Genomic DNA, 17,523 nt, shown 5'->3' on the forward strand with positions numbered 1-17,523 from the left:
CAGACAGAGGGATTTAAGGAGGCTCGTTCATGTCGCTGAAAGGAAAAACCGCAGTCATCACCGGATCGAACTCGGGCATTGGCCTGGGGGTCGCGCGCGAACTGGCGCGGGCGGGGGCCGATGTGGTGCTGAACTCGTTCACCGACCGTGACGAAGACCACGCGCTGGCGGCCGATCTGGGCCGCGAATTCGGCGTGAACGCGCGCTATATCAAGGCTGACATGTCGAGCGGGGCGGAATGCCGCGCGCTGATCGAACAGGCGGGTGCCTGTGATATTCTGGTGAACAATGCCGGTATCCAGCACGTGTCGCCGATCGACGAGTTTCCGGTCGACAAATGGGACGCGATCATCGCGATCAACATGAACTCGACCTATCACACCATCGCCGCCGCGCTGCCGATGATGCGCAAGGCCGGCTGGGGCCGGGTGGTCAACGTGGCCTCGGCCCATGGCCTGACCGCCTCGCCCTACAAATCGGCCTATGTCGCCGCCAAACACGGCGTGGTCGGCATGACCAAGGTCGTGGCGCTGGAAACCGCCGAAGAGCCGATCACCTGCAACGCGATCTGCCCGGGCTATGTGCTGACCCCGCTGGTCGAGGCGCAGATCCCCGACACGATGGAAAAATACAACATGTCGCGCGACGAAGTTGTGCGCAACGTGATGCTGTCGCGCCAGCCGTCCAAGGATTTCGCCACCGTCGAACAGATCGGCGGCACGGCGGTGTTCCTGTGCTCGGACGCCGCGGCGCAGATCACCGGCACCACCATCAGCGTCGATGGCGGCTGGACGGCGCTTTGATCCGTCATCATGGCTGAGAAAATCCGCATCAACCTGGCCCTTCAGGGTGGGGGCGCCCATGGCGCCTTTACCTGGGGGGTTCTGGATCGTCTGCTCGAAGACGAGGACATCGAGATCGCCGCGATCACCGGTACCTCGGCGGGCGCGGTCAACGGCGCCGCGTTCAAGGCCGGCATCGCCCATGGCGGGCGCGACGGCGCGCGCGAGAACCTGGACTGGCTGTGGCGCCAGATCAGCGGCGAGATCGGGGATACTCTGCTGGATAACTGGCTGAGCCTGCTTAGTCCGTCGCCCTCGATCTGGAGCCATGCGCTGGAATATTCCATGCCGCTGATGGGCACGGCGGCGCAGTTCGTCAGCCCCTATTACTATGGCCCGTTCTACCAGAACCCGTTGCAGCGCGTGGTCGAGAAGTTTGATTTCGACAATGTCTGCGCGCCCGGCGGGCCGTGCCTGTTTGTCTGTGCCACCAATGTGCGCACCGGCAAGGTGCGGGTCTTTACCGGCGCCGAGGTCACGACCGACGCGATCCTGGCCTCGGCCTGTCTGCCGACGCTGTTCCAGGCGGTCGAGATCGACGACCCCGAAACCGGGCGGCGCGATCCGTTCTGGGATGGCGGCTATACCGGCAACCCGGCGCTGTTCCCGCTGTTCCGGCCCGATCTGCCCGGCGATATCGTGGTGGTGAACATCAACCCGCTGGAACGCGACGAGCTGCCCCGCACCCCGCAGGAAATCGAGAACCGCATCAACGAGATCAGTTTCAATGCCTCGCTGCTGCGCGAGCTGCGCGCCATCGGCATGGTCAAGGACATGTTCGACAGCGGCGCGTTGCAGCGCGGCTCGATGAAAGAGCTGTTCGTGCATATGATCGCCGATGATGCGCTGATGCGGCAGCTGAACGCCCAGACCAAGGCGCTGACCAACCCGGCGCTGCTGGGAGATCTGAAAAAGGCCGGGCGGGCGGCGGCAGAGGCGTTTCTGCTGGATCACAAGGATGCCCTGGGCCAGCGCGGCACGGTCGATATTCAGCGCTGGTGCAGCTAGGCCCGCAGCAGGCTGATCGCGATCGCCCACATCAACAGGCCGATACCCAGGTCCAGGATCTGCCAGGCCCGGCGGCTTTGCATGACCGGGGCCAGCAGGCGCGCGCCATAGCCCAGCGTAAAGAAAAAGCTAAAGCTGGCGGCGACCGCGGCCAGCGTATAGGCCAGCTTTTGCGGCGCGGGTTCAAACCGGGTCGAGACCGCGCCGATCAGCCCCAGCGTATCGAGATAGACATGCGGGTTCAGCCAGGTGATCGCCGCCATGGCCAGCATCGTGCGGCCCAGCGGGGCCGAGCGGCCCTCGCCCTGCAGGCGGTGGGTGCCCTTCCAGGCGGCGTGGAACCGCAGCGCGCCATAGCCAAACAGAAAGGCCGCCCCGGCCAGCGCCATGATCTTGGGCAGGGCCGGGTAGATCGCGGTGACGCTGCCAAACCCGGCGACGCCAGCTGCGATCAGGATCGTGTCAGAGATGGCGCAAAACAGCACCAGCGGAAGCACATGTTCGCGCATCAGCCCGTGGCGCAGCACGAACGCGTTCTGCGCGCCGATCGCCATGATCAGCGAAAACGCGGTTACGTAACCGGTCAGGGCCGCGCTCAGCATCGGGGATCAGCCGGCCGAAGCGGGCGGGTTCTGGATGGTGACGGGTTTGGATTTGCCGTTGCGCAGCTTCTTGTTCTCATCGGGGTAGACCAGCCCGGCCGAGATCACCAGCTTGGCCGCGTCCTCGACACCCATATCCAGAATGATCACGTCCTCGCGCGGGACGAACAGCAAAAAGCCCGAAGTCGGGTTGGGCGTGGTGGGCAGAAAGACACTGATCAGCGGTTCTTCGCGCGGGATGCGGCGGTCGATCTCGCCCTTGGTGGTGGTCGAAATGAAGGCCACGGCCCAGATGCCCTTGCGCGGGTATTCCACCAGACAGGCCTGATCGAACGAGGTTTCGGTCTGGGCCAGCACGGTTTCGGCGATCTGTTTGAGGCCGTTATAGACGGAACGCACGACCGGCATCCGCTCGACCTGGCGTTCGCCCCAGCCCAGCAACGAGCGCCCGATCACGCCCTTGCCGATCCAGCCGATGACCAGGGTGAAGATCAGGAAGAACACCACGCCCACGCCGCGGATGTTGATCGGGATCATCTCGGCCGGGTCGTCATAGCCGAGCCAGCGGTTGATCACCACGTCGGGGTGGTAATGGTTGGGCACGAAGGGCAGAACGAAACTGTCGACCCAGCCGATCAGCGTCCAGAACAGCCAGACGGTGACGCCGATGGGCGCGATGATGACCAGGCCGGTCAGGAACGACCCGCGCAGCCAGCCCAGGAAACGCCGGATCTGCCGGGCCACAAGGCTGCCCTTGTGCCGGGTTGCGTCGTCGTCGTGGTGATCTTGCTCGAACATGGTCCCGCCCAATGACTTGCGCCTTTATCTAGGCGCTCTGGCGTTGCACTACAACAGCCGTGCTGAAAGCCCAAGCGACCATGTGTCAGCGGGCCATTTCTTTTGCGATTTCGGCGGCAAGGCGCGCGTTATTCAGCACCAGTGCGATATTGGCCTGCAACGACGCCCCACCGGTCAGATCATGGATGCGCGACAGCAGGAAGGGCGTGACCTCTTTTGCGCTGATGCCGGTTGCGTCGCGCAGGGCGGCCTCGATGATCGGGGTGATGGTTTCGGCGGGGATTTCGGCGCTGGCTGGGATCGGGTTCGCGACCAGCTGTCCTCCGGGCAGGCCCAGTTGCGCGCGCATGCGATGGGCGTCGGCGATCTGGACCGCGCTGTCCATGCGCAGCGGCGCGGGCAGGCCGGATTTTCGTGACCAGAAGGCGGGCAATTCGTCGCTTTGATACCCGATCACCGGCACGCCCAGGGTTTCCAGCACTTCCAGCGTCTTGGGCAGGTCGAGAATGGCCTTGGCGCCGGCGGCCACCACGGTGACGGGGGTTTGCGCCAGCTCGTAGAGGTCGGCCGAGATATCGAATGTCAGCTCGGCGCCGCGATGCACGCCGCCGATGCCGCCGGTGGCAAAGGTGCCGATCCCGGCCAGATGGGCGCAGATCATGGTGGCGGCCACGGTGGTGGCACCGGTCCAGCCCTCGGACAGGCAAACGGCCAGGTCGGCGCGGCTGATCTTGCGGGCGTTTTGGGTCTGGGCCAGCGTGGCCAGATAGTCGGGTTCCAGCCCGGCATGGATGTGCCCGTCAAGGCAGGCGATGGTCGCGGGCACCGCGCCCGCGTCGCGCACCGCCTGCTCGACGGCCTGCGCGGTCTCCAGGTTCTGCGGCCAGGGCATGCCATGGGTGATGATCGTGCTTTCCAGCGCCACGATGGGCTGGTTGCGGGCGCGTGCAGCGGCGACCTCAGAGGAAAATGTCAGGGGCAGTGTCATGCGGGGGCCTCGCCGGATACATATTGCGCGGCCGAGGCCAACGCGGCCTCGAGCGCGGGTTCAGCGGTTTCGCCGCGCAGCTCGGCGGCGATATGGGCGGCCATGAACGTGTCGCCCGCGCCGGTGACACGGGTGACCATGACCTTGGGCGGCGTGCGGCGGATCAGGCCGGCGGCGCTGCCCAGCACGGCATCATTGCCGCCATCGGTGATCAGCACCCTATGCGCGCCACGATCCAGAAAGGCCTGCGCCGCGGCGGCGGCATCGGCGAATTCGGTCAGGCAGATCAGCCCGGCCTCGATCTTGTTGAGGTAAAGCGTCGCGCGCGGATGGGCCAGCAGCGCGGTCAGCCGCTCGGCCTTGCCGGGGCTGGCCGGGGCGACCCGCAAATCGGCGGCGGCGAACAGGGGGCTGGCCGCGATCTGGCGCAGCAGCTCGGCCGTCAGGTTGCCATCCAGCGCCACCAGCCCGGCGAACGGGGTGTCGGCGCTGCCCAGGCGGCCGTCTTGCAGCGGGGTCAGGATGCGCGCGCCCGCGGCCTCTAGCGAATGGGCATCGGCAATGGCGGCGATCAGCCCGTTCGCGGCCTCGACCGCCATATAGATGTCGGTGGGCAGATCGGGCGAGCGATAGATATAGTCGGTCAGCAGCCCGTGGCCCTTGCAGGCGGCGATCAGCTCGTCGCCCTGCGGGTCGGTGCCGACGGCGCTGAGCAGCGCGGGGTGCAGCCCGAACCGGGCCAGCGTCATCGCGATGTTCAGCGCGACGCCGCCGGGCAGGCGCTCGATCCGGCCGGGCATGTCCCAGCCGCGCTGCATCGGGCGGGTGGCGCGGCCGATCACGTCCCACAGGACGGAACCGATGCACAGGATGGTCGGGGTCTGGTCGCTCATGGCTCAGTAGTGGCGCGCCCGCGCCGGGCAGGCAAGCCCCGCGATTTGGCGCTGACGCAAAGGCAATTGAGGGCAGGGGGGTTGCCAATCCCCGCGGCATGACGTAAACGCGCGCTACTTCACAGGCGGGGTTCGGGCCTGACGGGGAGACATCCCGTTACGGTCCACCGGTTGGGCGAATGCCCTTGATGCCCCGCCAAGGCGCAAACCGGAAAGGAAATGGACATGGCGCTCCCTGATTTCAATCTGCGTCAGCTGCTCGAAGCTGGCGTTCACTATGGTCACCAAACCCAACGCTGGAACCCGCGCATGGGGCCGTATATTCACGGCGACCGTAACGGTATCCACATCATCGACCTGACCCAGACCGTCCCGATGCTGGACCAGGCTCTGCAGGTCGTGCGCGACACCGTGGCCAAGAACGGCCGCATCCTGTTCGTCGGCACCAAGCGTCAGGCCCAAAAGCCGATCGCCGAAGCCGCCGAGAAATGCGCGCAGTATTACATGAACCACCGCTGGCTGGGCGGCACGCTGACCAACTGGAAAACCGTTTCCCAGTCGATCCAGCGCCTGAAAGCCATTGATGAGAAACTGGCCGGTGGTGCCGAAGGCCTGACCAAGAAAGAGCGTCTGGGCATGGAGCGTGACCAGACCAAACTGCAGGCCTCGCTGGGCGGTATCCGCGAGATGGGCGGCCTGCCCGACCTGCTGTTCGTCATCGACGTCAACAAAGAAGACCTGGCCATCGCCGAAGCCCGCAAGCTGGGCATTCCGGTCATCGCCGTGGTCGATACCAACTGCTCGCCCGAGGGCGTTGACTACATGATCCCGGGCAACGATGACGCCGCTCGCGCCATCGGCCTGTATTGCGATCTGGTGTCGCGCGCTGCCCTGGACGGTATGACCGCCCAGATGGACGCCGCCGGTGTCGACCTGGGTGCCCTGGAAGAGGCCATGGTCGAAGAGGTTGCCGAGGCCTGATCGGCCCGACGCACGTCACGGAACTGATACCGGGCGGGGATATCACCCGCCCGGACCCATTCAAGACCTACGAGGAGAGCCGACATGGCAATCACCGCAGCATTGGTGAAAGAACTGCGCGACAGCACCGGCGCAGGCATGATGGATGCGAAAAAAGCGCTGACCGAAACCAATGGCGACATGGAAGCCGCCGTTGACTGGCTGCGCACCAAGGGCCTGGCGAAAGCCGCCAAGAAATCGGGCCGCACCGCCGCCGAGGGCCTGGTGGCCGTCGCCGTTGCCGGTGGCAAGGGTGTCGCAATCGAAGTGAACTCGGAAACCGACTTTGTCGCCAAGAACGCCGAATTCCAGGCGATGGTCGGCAAGATCGCAACCGCCGCTCTGGGCGTGTCCGATCTCGAAGGTCTGGCCGCGGCCGATCTGGGTGGCAAAAGCGTTGCCGATACCCTGACCGACAAGATCGCCACCATCGGCGAGAACATGACCCTGCGCCGCATGGCCTCGATCGAGGGCGACTCGGTTGTGGCCTATATCCACAACGCCGCCACCGACGGCATGGGCAAGATCGGCGTTCTGGTCGCCCTGAAAGGCGACAACGAAGCCTTTGGCAAGCAGGTCGCCATGCACGTGGCCGCTGCCAACCCGGCCTCGCTGTCCGAAGCCGACCTGGACCCGGCCGTGGTCGAGAAGGAAAAGCAGGTGCAGATCGACATCGCGCGTGAATCGGGCAAGCCCGACGCCGTGATCGAAAAGATGATCGTCGGCCGCATGAAGAAATTCATGGCCGAAGTGACCCTGCTGAACCAGCAGTTCGTGATCAACCCCGACGTGACCGTCGCCGCCGCCGCCGCCGAAGCCGGTGTCGAGGTCGTTGGCTTTGTCCGCATCGAAGTGGGCGAAGGCATCGAGAAGGTTCAGGAAGACTTTGCCGCCGAAGTGGCCAAGGCTGCCCAAGGCTAAGTCGTCATCACGACGCGAAATTCACCCGCTCCGGCATGTCCGGGGCGGGTTTTTTCATGCCTGGAACAGGGCAGGGGCCAAAAGGAAAACGGTGCAGCGGGACAGCTGCACCGTTCCCTTATAACGCGCTGCATCGTTGGGGATGAAAGCCACGCGCCGTCACGTGCCACCTTGCCGGCGACAATACGCCGACAGGATGACATGCCGGAATACCGGCTGGAGACGATGCCGTGCGCAATCCAAACACGTTGCATCGTCCCCAAGGTTCCATGGCTCAATTGCCACCACTCACGGAACGCGGACAATGTGCCCCGACGTCACTTTGCATGCCAGTCTGGGATTCCTTACCTTGTCCGGCCCGATTACCCGGGGCGCGACTCGAGCAGGAAAATCTGGTTTTGATATGAGGCCTTTAGCACCGCCTGGGCGGTTGTTTCGACATTCAGCGCCTCGCGCGCCAGGCGCAGGTGTTTCTCGACCGTGGCCGGTGTCAGCCCCATGATCGTCGCGATATCCTGCGCGGTCTTGCCGTCACCGACCCATTCCAGAACCTCGCGCTGGCGTTGAGTCAGGGGGCGGCGGCTGCCGTGATAGGGCAGGCTGATCAGCTTGAGATGCGCGACGTTGGTGAAGACGCAGATCTCGTGCCCGTGCTGCTGCCAATAGGCGTCGACCTCGCTTTGGGTCATGCCGTTGCTGGTGCCGATGCCCAGGGCGCCCTTGGCGCGCGCCGAGGCCGATTTGAAGCTGACCGTGTAACCCGAGACCAGGCCATAGCGCTGATTGAATTCCAGAACCTTGATCTCGTCAGCGGTCAGCTCGCCGCGCTTGGCGCGCTCAACAACCCAGCTCCACGAGCAGCTGCCGGTATTCGACGCCAGCCAGCGCATCATCGGCGCGTGCTGGTAAAGCCCGGTTTCAAGAAAGACGCTCAGATAGTCGGGGGGCATGTTCGACAGCACAAGTGAATCCTGAAGGTCACCCCAGGACTGCGCGGTCCGAAACCGGGTAAAGCCGTAGATCAGCCGATCAAAGCCATGCCCGGACATGTAACAGACCAGGCTTTGCCAAACTTCCTCAATGGTTTCGGCTTCGAAAAGTTCCTCAAGCCGAGCCAGCATGTGAAATCATTACCGTCTTATCCCCAACAAAATACGGTCACGCAGACCAGGCCCCGATGTGAAGGGCGAGATCTATTTCCCAGATATTCGAATGTGTTGGGGCTGTCCAAGAGTTATTTGTCGCATTCACGCAGTTGTGGGGTGCTTTGCATGGTGAATTATCAACATAATACCAATTATAGGAATCATGCCATATGGCCCAGCTGGATCACCCCAACGCGTATCCGGCCCCCCTGACCGTGCGCACCGGGTCCGAGCCGCCGTGTTCACACAGGGCTTTGCGCAGCCGTCCGATATGCACGTCCACCGTGCGCGTATCGACATAGATGTCGCGGCCCCAGACCCGGTCAAGCAGTTGCTCACGGCTCCAGACACGGCCGGGTTTTTCCATGAAGGTGCTCAGCAGACGAAACTCGGTCGGCCCCAGTTTCAGCGGCTTGCTGTCACGCGTCACGCGATGGGTTTCGGCATCCAGGATGATGTCTTCGTATTCCAGCCGCTCGCCCACCGAGGCCGGACGCGTCCGGCGCAGCTGGTTGCGGATGCGGGCCATCAGCTCGACCACAGAATACGGCTTCACCATATAATCGTCGGCGCCGGTTTCCAGGCCGCGCACGCGGTCAACCTCTTCGGCGCGGGCCGACAGCATGATGATCGGAATGCTGCGGGTCTTGGAAGACGATTTCAGCCGCCGGCAGATCTCGATTCCCGACACGCCGGGCAGCATCCAGTCCAGCACGATCAGGTCGGGCTGCGCCTCGTCGACAAGGATCAGCGCCTCGTCGCCGTTCTCGGCACTGGTGACGACAAAGCCTTCGGCCTCGAGGTTGTAATTCAGAACCTCGCGCTGCGCAGGTTCATCTTCTACAATTAAAACAGAGGGTTGTTCGACGCGGCTCATCCGTCAATCTCTACGTTGTCCATCGAGGTGCGATCGCCTTTGGGCCGCATGTCGTCAGGCATGACACCGGTCGACAGATAGATGACCTGCTCGGCGATCGAGGTCACGTGATCGCCCATGCGCTCGATGTTTTTCGAGATGAAATGCAGGTGCATACAGGCGGTGATGTTGCGCGGGTCTTCCATCATGAAGGTCAGGAATTCGCGGAACAGCGCGTTATACATCTGGTCGACCTCAAGGTCGCGATGGCGCACGTCTTCGGCCAGTTCGGCGTCACGCTGGATATAGGCATCAAGTGAATCCTTGAGCATGCCCTCGACGGTCACCGACATGCGGCGGATGGCGCCGGCAGCGCCTTCGATCGGGGTCATGTGCACCAGAACGCCGGTGCGCTTGGCCAGGTTCTTGGCGTAATCCCCTACCCGCTCGAGGTTGCCCGAGATCTTCATCACGGTCAGCACGGTGCGCAGGTCGCGGGCAATCGGCTGGCGCGTGGCCAGCAGCAGCGCGCAGCGTTCGTTCACCTGCTCTTCCAGCGCGTCGATGGCGGCGTCGCGTTTGCGCACCTGTTCGGCCAGTTCCTCGTCGCGGGTTTCCAGCGAGGTTGCCGCATCCAGGATGGCCGACTCGACCAGCCCGCCCATCTTCATGATCAGGGCCTGAATCGATTCCAGATCGCGGTCATAAGAGGAAACAATATGTGCATCATTCATTTACGGGAAACTCCTCAACCGATCCGGCCGGTGATATAGGCCTCGGTCCGCTTGTCATGCGGATTGGTGAAAATCTGGCCGGTATCGCCGTATTCAACCAGGTTGCCCAGGTGGAAGAACGCGGTTTTCTGGCTGACGCGGGCGGCCTGCTGCATCGAGTGCGTGACGATCACCACCGAGTAATCCTGGCGCAGCTCGTCGATCAGCTCTTCGACCTGCGCGGTGGCGATCGGGTCAAGCGCGGAACAGGGTTCATCCATCAGCAGAACCTCGGGTTCGGTCGCAATCGCGCGGGCGATGCAGAGGCGCTGTTGCTGGCCGCCAGACAGGCCGGTGCCGGGGGCATCGAGGCGGTCTTTGACCTCGTCCCAGATGGCGCCGCGACGCAGGGATTTCTCGACGATTTCATCCAGTTCGGCCTTGTTGCGGGCCAGCCCGTGAATGCGCGGCCCATAGGCGATGTTGTCATAGATCGACTTGGGGAACGGGTTCGGTTTCTGGAACACCATGCCCACCTTGGCCCGCAGCTGCACCGGGTCGACCTTGGCGTCATAGATGTCTTCGCCGTCGAGGCGGATATCGCCTTCGACCCGGCAGACGTCGATCGTGTCGTTCATCCGGTTCAGGCAGCGCAGGAAGGTGGACTTGCCACAACCCGACGGCCCGATAAAGGCGGTCACGGTCTTGTCGCGGATATCGACATCGACATCCTTGATGGCGTGGGTGTCGCCGTAATAGACCTGACAGTTCCGGGCGGCAATCTTGATGGCGTTGGCGTCCACGTTTCGCTCCGTAATTCGCATGTCGTTCATGTGGTTTTCTCCTACCAGCGACGCTCAAACCGGCGGCGCAGCATAATTGCGACCGCGTTCATGAACACCAGGAAGATAAGCAATACGATGATAGCGCCCGATGCCCGTTCGACAAAGGCCGGGTCGGCGCGCTGGGTCCAGTTGTAGATCTGCACGGGCAGCGCCGAGGCGGGGTCAAAGAAGCCTTCGGGCGGGCCGGCGGGGTATTCGCGGACAAAGGCAACCATGCCGATCAGCAGCAGCGGCGCGGTTTCGCCCAGGGCCTGGGCCAGGCCGATGATGGTGCCGGTCAGGATGCCGGGCGCGGCCAGCGGCAGCACGTGATGGAACACGGACTGCATTTTTGAGGCCCCTACCCCCAGCGCCGCGTCGCGGATGCTGGGCGGCACCGATTTCAGCGAGGCGCGCGTGGCGATGATGATGGTTGGCAGGGTCATCAGCGTCAGCACCAGCCCGCCCACGATCGGCGCCGATTGCGGCAAGCCGGCAAAGTTGATGAAGATCGCAAGGCCCAGAATACCGAACACGATCGACGGCACGGCGGCCAGGTTCGAGATGTTCACCTCGATCAGGTCGGTCCAGCGGTTCTTGGGCGCGAATTCTTCGAGATAGATACTGGCGGCCACACCGATCGGCAGCGCCAGAACCAGCACCACGATCATCATGTAAAGCGAGCCCAGGATCGCGACACCAAGGCCGGCGGCCTCGGGCCGGTTTTCAGACGCGTCGGGCGCGGTCAGAAAGCCGGTGTTGAACCGTTTTTCCAGCAGGTCCGCATCGCGTAGCGCGTCGGCCAGTTGCAGCTGCTGGGGCGAGATGTTGCTGTCCAGCTCGGCGCTTTCCATGCTGACGCGGCCCTTGAAATAGCCGTCGATACGACCGTTCGCCAGGAAGGTGAATTCCAGCGTTTCGCCGATCAGTTCCGGGTTGGCCAGCACGAAGTCGCGCAGCTGGGCGGCGGCGTCTTTCGACACCAGCGCGGCGGCGTCCTTGTCCGACAGACCCTCGATCTTGATGCCCTTCTCGGCCATTGCGGCCACCATCGCGGTCTTGATCAGCGGGGTGTAGCCAAAGGTCGAGACCTTTTTCATGTCGTCGAGGTTGCGGTTGCCGTTCTTGTCCAGCTTGGCCTCGGTCAGCTCGACGTTCAGCGTGATAAAGGTCTGCTGAAAGGCGCCCAGGCCGTTGCCCAGGATCGAGCCCAGCAGCAGCAGCAGTGCCAGGATGCCGGCACCGATCGCCATCAGGCCATAGGCGCGAAAGCGGGCCTCGGCGGCGTTGCGGCGGCGGGTGCGGCTGGTCTGTTCCAGCAGCGAGGCGCCGTGCGGCTTGTAGTCGGGGGCGTTGGATGCGGTGGCGTCGGTCATTCGTACTGCTCCCGGTATTTGCGCACGATATAAAGGGCCAGCACGTTCAGACACAGCGTGATGACAAAGAGGGTCAGGCCCAGTGCAAAGGCCACCAGCGTTTCAGGGCTGGCGAAATCGGTGTCGCCGGTCAGCTGGCTGACGATTTTCACGGTGACGGTGGTCATGGCCTCGAACGGGTTGAGGCTCATCTTGGCGGCGGCCCCTGCCCCCAGCACCACGATCATGGTTTCCCCGATGGCGCGGCTTGCGGCCAGCAGGATGGCGCCGACGATGCCGGGCAGCGCTGCCGGAATGACCACCTGCTTGATGGTTTCCGATTTCGTGGCGCCCAGGCCCAGGCTGCCGTCGCGCATGGCCTGCGGCACGGCGTTGATGATGTCATCCGACAGCGAGCTGACAAACGGGATCAGCATGATGCCCATCACCAGGCCCGCCGTGGCGACCGAGGCCGAGCTTTCGCCCAGGCCTAGGGGTTGCGCGAAATAGTCGCGCAGCGCGGGGCCGACGGTGATCAGGGCGAAGAGGCCGTAAACGATGGTGGGGATCCCGGCCAGGATCTCGATCGCGGGTTTGGCGGTGGCACGCAGCTTGGGGCCGGCATATTCCGACATGTAGATCGCCGCGAACAGCCCCACCGGCACCGCCACGACCAGCGCGATGAGCGAGATGTAAAGTGTGCCCCACAAGAGCGGCAGGATGCCCAGCTCGGAGCCGCCGCGGAAGTTGGGCGACCAGGTGGGGCCAAAGAAGAACTCGGTCCAGGAATACTGGCCAAAGAAGTTGCGGGTCTCGAGCAGCATCGACATCACGATGCCCACCGTGGTGAGAATGGCGATGGTCGAGGCCAGGATCAACAGCGCCTTGACCGCGCGCTCGACCACATTGCGGGCGCGGAAATCGGCGGTGGTGCGGTACATGCCGAACACAAATCCGATCAGCGCAAGGCCCAGCACGGCGGCGGTCATCGCGGTGTTCGAGATGCTCTTGGCGCCGCGATAGGCCTGCGCGGCCTTGAGAACTTCGGGCTGCACATCCGACCCAAGGGCAACGCCGACCTCGCCCAGTCGGGCGCGCACATCGGTCAGATCGCTGCGCATGTTGCGGGCGTCATCTGCGCTGATGCTGCCTTTCGAGACCGCCAGGTCCAAGCCCTCGGCCACGCGGCGGACATCGGCCATGACCAGGCCGATGCTCGAGCCTTCGGCGACGATGCGTTCGGGGATCAGGTCGGCCACGCGGGTCTCGATGATGCGCGGCTGGATCAACAACCAGGCCGCCATCAGCAACAGCGCCGGCACCACTGCGGCAATCAGAACGTGATAGCCGTAATAGCCGGGCAGCGAATGCAGGTGACGGGCATCTCCGCCGGCCGATCGCAGCGCGCGCGCACGCCCCATCACCATTCCCGCAAGGCCCAGGCCAAGCACACAGAGCAGGATCCACAAGACAGGCATAACCGCCCCTTTGGTTTATTGAAAATGACCTAAAAGCAGAAAACGGGCGGCGCGAAATATGCGCCGCCCGGGTGACGCCGGGGCGTCTTAGTTGGTGACCATGGTGGCTTCGTCAGCGACAACAGCCTGGGTGTCAGCCAGTTCGGGGTCCGAAACCAGGCCGTATTCGGCCAGAGGGCCATCGGGGCCGGCGATCTCGTCCGAGACGAAGAATTCAGCGTATTCTTTCAGGCCGGGGATCACGCCGATATGGGCTTTCTTGATGTAGAAATACAGCGGGCGCGAGACCGGGTATTCGCCGGTGGCGATGCTTTCGGTCGAGGGAACGACGCCCGACATGGTCGCAACCTGCAGCTTGTCGGTGTTGTTCTCGTAAAAGGCCAGGCCGAAGACGCCGATGCCGTCCTTGTTGGCTTCGATGCGGGCCAGGGTCTCGGTGTAGTCGCCGTCGATGTCGACCGACATACCGTCGGTGCGCAGGGCGATACAGGCTTTCTCGGCGGCTTTCTTGTCGTCGCCGTTGGCGACCTTCAGAACCTCAAAATCACCGGTTTCTTCGCAACCAGCCAGGATCACTTTTTCTTCGAACACTTCACGGGTGCCGTGCTTGGTGCCGGGGATGAAGGCCTGGATCGGCTGCGCCGGGAAGGCGGGGTTCACGTCGGCCCAGGTTTTGTTCGGGTTGTCGACCAGCTGGCCGTCGACGACGATCTGTGCCGACAGGGCCTTGTACCAGTCAACCGGGGTGAACTCGAAGCCATTGCCTTTGATGTCGCTGGCAAAGACGATGCCGTCATAGCCGATGCGGACTTCGATGATGTCGGTCACGCCGGCTTCGGCACAGGCCTTGATCTCTTTGTCCTTGATCTTGCGCGAGGCGTTGGCCACGTCGATGGTGTTTTCGCCCACGCCTTCGCAGAAGCGCTTCAGGCCGGCCGACGAGCCGCCCGATTCAACGACGGGGGTCGGGAAGTCGAAGTTTTCGCCAAAGGCTTCGGCGACGATCGAGGCATAGGGCAGCACGGTCGACGAACCGGCAACCTGCACGTTGTCGCGGGCGGTGGCGGCGGTGGCCGACACGGCAGCGATGGCCAGGGCCGAAGCGGTCAGTTTCACATAGGACATGAAGAGCTCCTGAGTTTCTCGGTTATGGCCCGCAACAGCGTGGCCGATGAAGGCGTCCTAGGCCGCGTTGGCTATGGTTTTGTGACAGTTGTGTAACAGGAATATGACAACCGCCGCAGTGCAGAAAATTAACGTGAGGTTAAAATCGGGCCGTGTCCCGGGGGCGGGTGCTAAGTCATTGGCAGGATGACGGTAAACCGGCTGCCCTGCCCCGGCGTGCTTTCGATGCGAAAACGTCCGCGATGGCGGTTGATGATGTGTTTGACGATGGCAAGCCCAAGGCCCGTGCCGCCCATTTCGCGCGATCTGTGACTGTCGACGCGGTAAAACCGTTCGGTCAGGCGCGGGATGTGAATCGGATCGAATCCCTCGCCCTTGTCGATCACGTCGATTCGCACGCCGGGGCCGCGAAAGGCGACTTCGCGTTCGGTATGTGACAGCTTGACCAGCACCTCGCCGCCCGAGCCGCCGTATTTCACCGCGTTCTCGATCAGGTTCATGAACACCTGCAACAGTTGATCGGCGTCGCCGGGCACGCAAAGCGGCGCATCGCCCCCGGTAAGCGTGACGCTGACGCCCGAATCTTCGGCGACCGGGCGCAGGGTCTGGATGGCCGAGCGCACCAGTCCCGTCACATCCGCCTGGCCGCCCGGGCGCAGGCGTTCTTCGCTTTCGACGCGCGACAGCGACAGCAGATCGCGCACCAGGCGGTTCATCCGCTCGGCCTCGCGCTCCATGATGCCCAGAAAGCGTTCGCGCGCTGCGGCGTCGTCGCGGGCGGCGCCGCGCAGGGTTTCGATAAAGCCCAACAGCGCAGTCAGCGGGGTTTTCAGTTCGTGGCTGACATTGGCCACGAAATCGCGGCGCATCTGGCCTGCCTTTTCGCGGTCGGTCACATCCTCAAAGGACAGCAGCACGCCTAGCCCGTCGACCGGCGCCGCGACCACGTCATAGGTGGCATCGCGGCCGTGACCGCTGGTCAGAAAGCGCACCCGGCGGGTCTGACCCAGGCGCAGCGCCTCTTCGATCCCGTCAAGAATCGAGGGCTGGCGCAGGGCCGTCACATAATGGCGCCCGATCAATGCCGGGCCGAACATCACCTGGGCCGAGGGGTTGATCGCCAGAACCCGCTCATCCGCCCCGATCAGCACCACCGGCAGGGGAATCGCATCAAGCGCTTTAGAGATCTGTTCGGTGGTCTGCATGGTGTCGTTATCCGTGGCTTGGCTGGGCGGAACAGTTGCTGACTGTGGCATAATTGTAAACGCCTGCGGTGTCCTGTCGCAGGGCGGGAAAACTCAGGCCTTTATTTCAACCACAATGTGTATATCTTTGGCCAAACCGGAACAACGTTGGTTAATACGCCGCGTGGAAATGCGTGATTGCAAAGAAAGGCAATGCAAAGTGACGATGCGGCTTGGCCAGATTCTGACGCTGCCCGATGCAGCCCTGACCGAGCCGTTGGCTCTTGCCGTGGGGCTGACGGGCGATGACCTGTTTCACTTCTCGGGCCAGCTGTCCGAAACCCGGGTGGAATATCTGCCGCTGATGCTGATTCATGCCGCTCTGGCGCGCGCGCCCTGGGCCGAGACCGTGATCACCCCGCTGGTGGCAGAGCATTTCGATGCGATGGATATGGCGGCCGAACTGGCGCTGGCCGACTACCGCGGCACCTATGCCGTCCTGGTGCCGCCCCTGCCCCGCCCGGCGATCATCCGGCGTGAACTGGCGGCGATCTGTCCGGGTGTGCATATCGAGCTGTGGACCCGCGCCCAGCACTAGGCCGGGGATCAGTCCAGCTTGACCAGCCCGTTGCGGAAGCGGCGGCCGTTTTCCTGATATCCCCGCGCCGAGGCGCGCAGGCCCTCGATCTCTTCGTCGCTGAGCTGCCGCACGATCTTGCCGGGCGCGCCGATCACCATGCTGCCATCGGGAATTTCCTTGCCCTGCGGGATCAAGGCGCCGGCGCCGATCAGGCAGTTCTTGCCGATCTTGGCGCCGTTCAGCACTGTCGCGCCCATGCCGATCAGGCTTTCATCGCCAATGGTGCAGCCGTGCAGCATCACCTTGTGGCCGATCGTGCAATCGCGCCCGATGGTCAGAGGAAAGCCCCAGTCGGTGTGCAGCACGCAGTTTTCCTGCACGTTGCTGCCCTGGCCCACGGTGATCGGCTCGTTATCGCCGCGCAGGGTGCAGCCGAACCAGACCGTGGCATCGGCCTTGACCACGATCTTGCCAATCAGGTTGGCGTCGGGCGCAACCCAGCAGTCGTCGTCCAGCTCGGGTTTATGTCCATCCAGCGCGTAAAGGGTCATGTGCGGTCCTCGAATTCGGTGTTCAGGCTGCGCACAAAGGCATTCAGCCCGGTTTGACGGTCTCGTTTCAGGCGTTCGGCGATGATGATCGCCTGTAGCTGGTCGAAAGCGACATCGAGGTCGTTGTTGACCAGAACATAGTCATATTCGGCCCAATGGCTGATTTCGTCACGGCTTTTTTCCATCCGTCCGGCGATCACCTCGTCGCTGTCTTGTGCGCGGGTGCGCAGGCGGTTTTCCAGCTCGGCAATCGAGGGCGGCAAGATAAAGATCGACACCACGTCATGTTTGAGCGGCGAGTTGCGCACCTGCTGCCCGCCCTGCCAGTCGATGTCGAACAGCACGTCATGGCCATCGGTAATGGCCTGTTCGACCGGGGCGCGCGGGCTGCCGTAGAAATTGCCGAACACCTGCGCATGTTCCAGCATGCCGTCATTGGCGACCAGATCCTGAAATTCGTCGCGCGACAGGAACAGGTATTCGCGGCCGTGCTCTTCGCCCGGGCGCGGGGCGCGGGTGGTGGCCGAGACCGAAAAGCGGAAATCTGCATCCCATTCCAGCAATCTGCGTGTGAGGGTCGATTTGCCCGCACCCGAGGGCGACGACAGGATGATCAACAATCCGCGGCGGTCGGCCATGG

General features: G+C 63.5%; 19 protein-coding genes. 5 read left to right on the forward strand and 14 right to left on the reverse strand.

Going from position 1 to position 17,523, the window contains the following annotated elements; all coding sequences use genetic code 11:
- Positions 1–29 precede the first annotated feature (29 nt).
- Both OE856_RS03495 and OE856_RS03500 read left to right on the forward strand, forming a co-directional pair.
- The gene (locus OE856_RS03495; RefSeq protein ID WP_263714653.1) at positions 30–803 is read left to right on the forward strand and encodes a 3-hydroxybutyrate dehydrogenase; all 774 of its coding nucleotides are present in this window, start codon (positions 30–32) and stop codon (positions 801–803) included.
- 9 nt (positions 804–812) lie between these two features.
- Positions 813–1,850, forward strand: coding sequence for a patatin-like phospholipase family protein (locus OE856_RS03500; RefSeq protein WP_263714654.1), 1,038 nt, complete (start codon positions 813–815; stop codon positions 1,848–1,850).
- On the opposite strand, the gene OE856_RS03505 is transcribed toward OE856_RS03500, so the two are convergent.
- The 4 genes from OE856_RS03505 to OE856_RS03520 form a co-directional block, all read right to left on the reverse strand.
- The gene (locus OE856_RS03505) at positions 1,847–2,452 is read right to left on the reverse strand and encodes a LysE/ArgO family amino acid transporter (RefSeq protein ID WP_263714655.1); all 606 of its coding nucleotides are present in this window, start codon (positions 2,450–2,452) and stop codon (positions 1,847–1,849) included. The two genes, OE856_RS03500 and OE856_RS03505, sit on opposite strands and share 4 nt — an antisense overlap.
- Positions 2,453–2,458: 6 nt before the next feature.
- Entirely contained in the window at positions 2,459–3,250 is a 792-nt protein-coding gene (locus OE856_RS03510) for a DUF502 domain-containing protein (RefSeq protein ID WP_263714656.1), read from the reverse strand.
- Positions 3,251–3,335: 85 nt separating this feature from the next.
- Complete coding sequence (locus tag OE856_RS03515) at positions 3,336–4,238, reverse strand: pseudouridine-5'-phosphate glycosidase (RefSeq protein WP_263714657.1); 903 nt, start codon at positions 4,236–4,238, stop codon at positions 3,336–3,338.
- On the reverse strand, positions 4,235–5,131 hold the full coding sequence (locus tag OE856_RS03520; RefSeq protein WP_263714658.1) for a PfkB family carbohydrate kinase: 897 nt from the start codon (positions 5,129–5,131) through the stop codon (positions 4,235–4,237). Before OE856_RS03520 ends, OE856_RS03515 begins: the two co-directional genes overlap by 4 nt.
- A gap of 219 nt (positions 5,132–5,350) precedes the next feature.
- Between OE856_RS03520 and rpsB the strand changes: the two genes are divergently transcribed.
- Positions 5,351–6,112 (forward strand): 30S ribosomal protein S2, encoded by a 762-nt coding sequence (rpsB, locus tag OE856_RS03525; protein ID WP_263714659.1) that lies wholly within the window; start codon positions 5,351–5,353, stop codon positions 6,110–6,112.
- A gap of 84 nt (positions 6,113–6,196) precedes the next feature.
- A complete protein-coding gene (tsf, locus tag OE856_RS03530) occupies positions 6,197–7,072 on the forward strand; it encodes a translation elongation factor Ts (RefSeq protein WP_263714660.1) in 876 nt (291 codons plus the stop codon).
- 362 nt (positions 7,073–7,434) lie between these two features.
- Here tsf and OE856_RS03535 read toward each other — a convergent pair whose 3' ends face one another.
- The 8 genes from OE856_RS03535 to OE856_RS03570 all read right to left on the reverse strand — a co-directional run bounded on the left by OE856_RS03535 (position 7,435) and on the right by OE856_RS03570 (position 15,773).
- Positions 7,435–8,193 (reverse strand): LuxR family transcriptional regulator, encoded by a 759-nt coding sequence (locus OE856_RS03535; RefSeq protein WP_263714661.1) that lies wholly within the window; start codon positions 8,191–8,193, stop codon positions 7,435–7,437.
- Positions 8,194–8,401: 208 nt separating this feature from the next.
- Positions 8,402–9,094: a phosphate regulon transcriptional regulator PhoB gene (phoB, locus tag OE856_RS03540; protein WP_263714662.1), complete on the reverse strand. Its 693-nt coding sequence runs from the start codon at positions 9,092–9,094 to the stop codon at positions 8,402–8,404.
- Positions 9,091–9,807 carry a phosphate signaling complex protein PhoU gene (phoU, locus tag OE856_RS03545; RefSeq protein ID WP_263714663.1) on the reverse strand — a complete coding sequence of 239 codons (717 nt, stop codon included), beginning with the start codon at positions 9,805–9,807 and terminating at the stop codon, positions 9,091–9,093. The genes phoB and phoU overlap by 4 nt, the downstream gene beginning before the upstream one ends.
- A 14-nt stretch (positions 9,808–9,821) precedes the next feature.
- Positions 9,822–10,619: a phosphate ABC transporter ATP-binding protein PstB gene (gene pstB / locus OE856_RS03550; RefSeq protein WP_263714664.1), complete on the reverse strand. Its 798-nt coding sequence runs from the start codon at positions 10,617–10,619 to the stop codon at positions 9,822–9,824.
- Positions 10,620–10,630: 11 nt separating this feature from the next.
- Positions 10,631–11,986, reverse strand: coding sequence for a phosphate ABC transporter permease PstA (gene pstA, locus OE856_RS03555; RefSeq protein ID WP_263714665.1), 1,356 nt, complete (start codon positions 11,984–11,986; stop codon positions 10,631–10,633).
- Entirely contained in the window at positions 11,983–13,443 is a 1,461-nt protein-coding gene (gene pstC / locus OE856_RS03560; protein ID WP_263714666.1) for a phosphate ABC transporter permease subunit PstC, read from the reverse strand. Before pstC ends, pstA begins: the two co-directional genes overlap by 4 nt.
- Before the next feature lie 87 nt (positions 13,444–13,530).
- Complete coding sequence (locus OE856_RS03565; protein WP_263714667.1) at positions 13,531–14,568, reverse strand: substrate-binding domain-containing protein; 1,038 nt, start codon at positions 14,566–14,568, stop codon at positions 13,531–13,533.
- Positions 14,569–14,738: 170 nt separating this feature from the next.
- Entirely contained in the window at positions 14,739–15,773 is a 1,035-nt protein-coding gene (locus tag OE856_RS03570; protein ID WP_263714668.1) for an ATP-binding protein, read from the reverse strand.
- Positions 15,774–15,972: 199 nt separating this feature from the next.
- Here OE856_RS03570 and OE856_RS03575 point away from each other — a divergent pair, with 199 nt between their 5' ends.
- Positions 15,973–16,350 carry a hypothetical protein gene (locus OE856_RS03575; RefSeq protein ID WP_263714669.1) on the forward strand — a complete coding sequence of 126 codons (378 nt, stop codon included), beginning with the start codon at positions 15,973–15,975 and terminating at the stop codon, positions 16,348–16,350.
- Between the two features lie 8 nt (positions 16,351–16,358).
- Here the strand turns inward: OE856_RS03575 and OE856_RS03580 are convergent, their stop codons facing one another.
- Positions 16,359–16,883, reverse strand: coding sequence for a gamma carbonic anhydrase family protein (locus tag OE856_RS03580; RefSeq protein WP_263714670.1), 525 nt, complete (start codon positions 16,881–16,883; stop codon positions 16,359–16,361).
- A complete protein-coding gene (gene gmk / locus OE856_RS03585) occupies positions 16,880–17,521 on the reverse strand; it encodes a guanylate kinase (RefSeq protein WP_263714671.1) in 642 nt (213 codons plus the stop codon). Before gmk ends, OE856_RS03580 begins: the two co-directional genes overlap by 4 nt.
- Positions 17,522–17,523 lie beyond the last annotated feature (2 nt).

The organism is Actibacterium sp. XHP0104, from assembly GCF_025751515.1.
Lineage (GTDB): Bacteria > Pseudomonadota > Alphaproteobacteria > Rhodobacterales > Rhodobacteraceae > Actibacterium_D.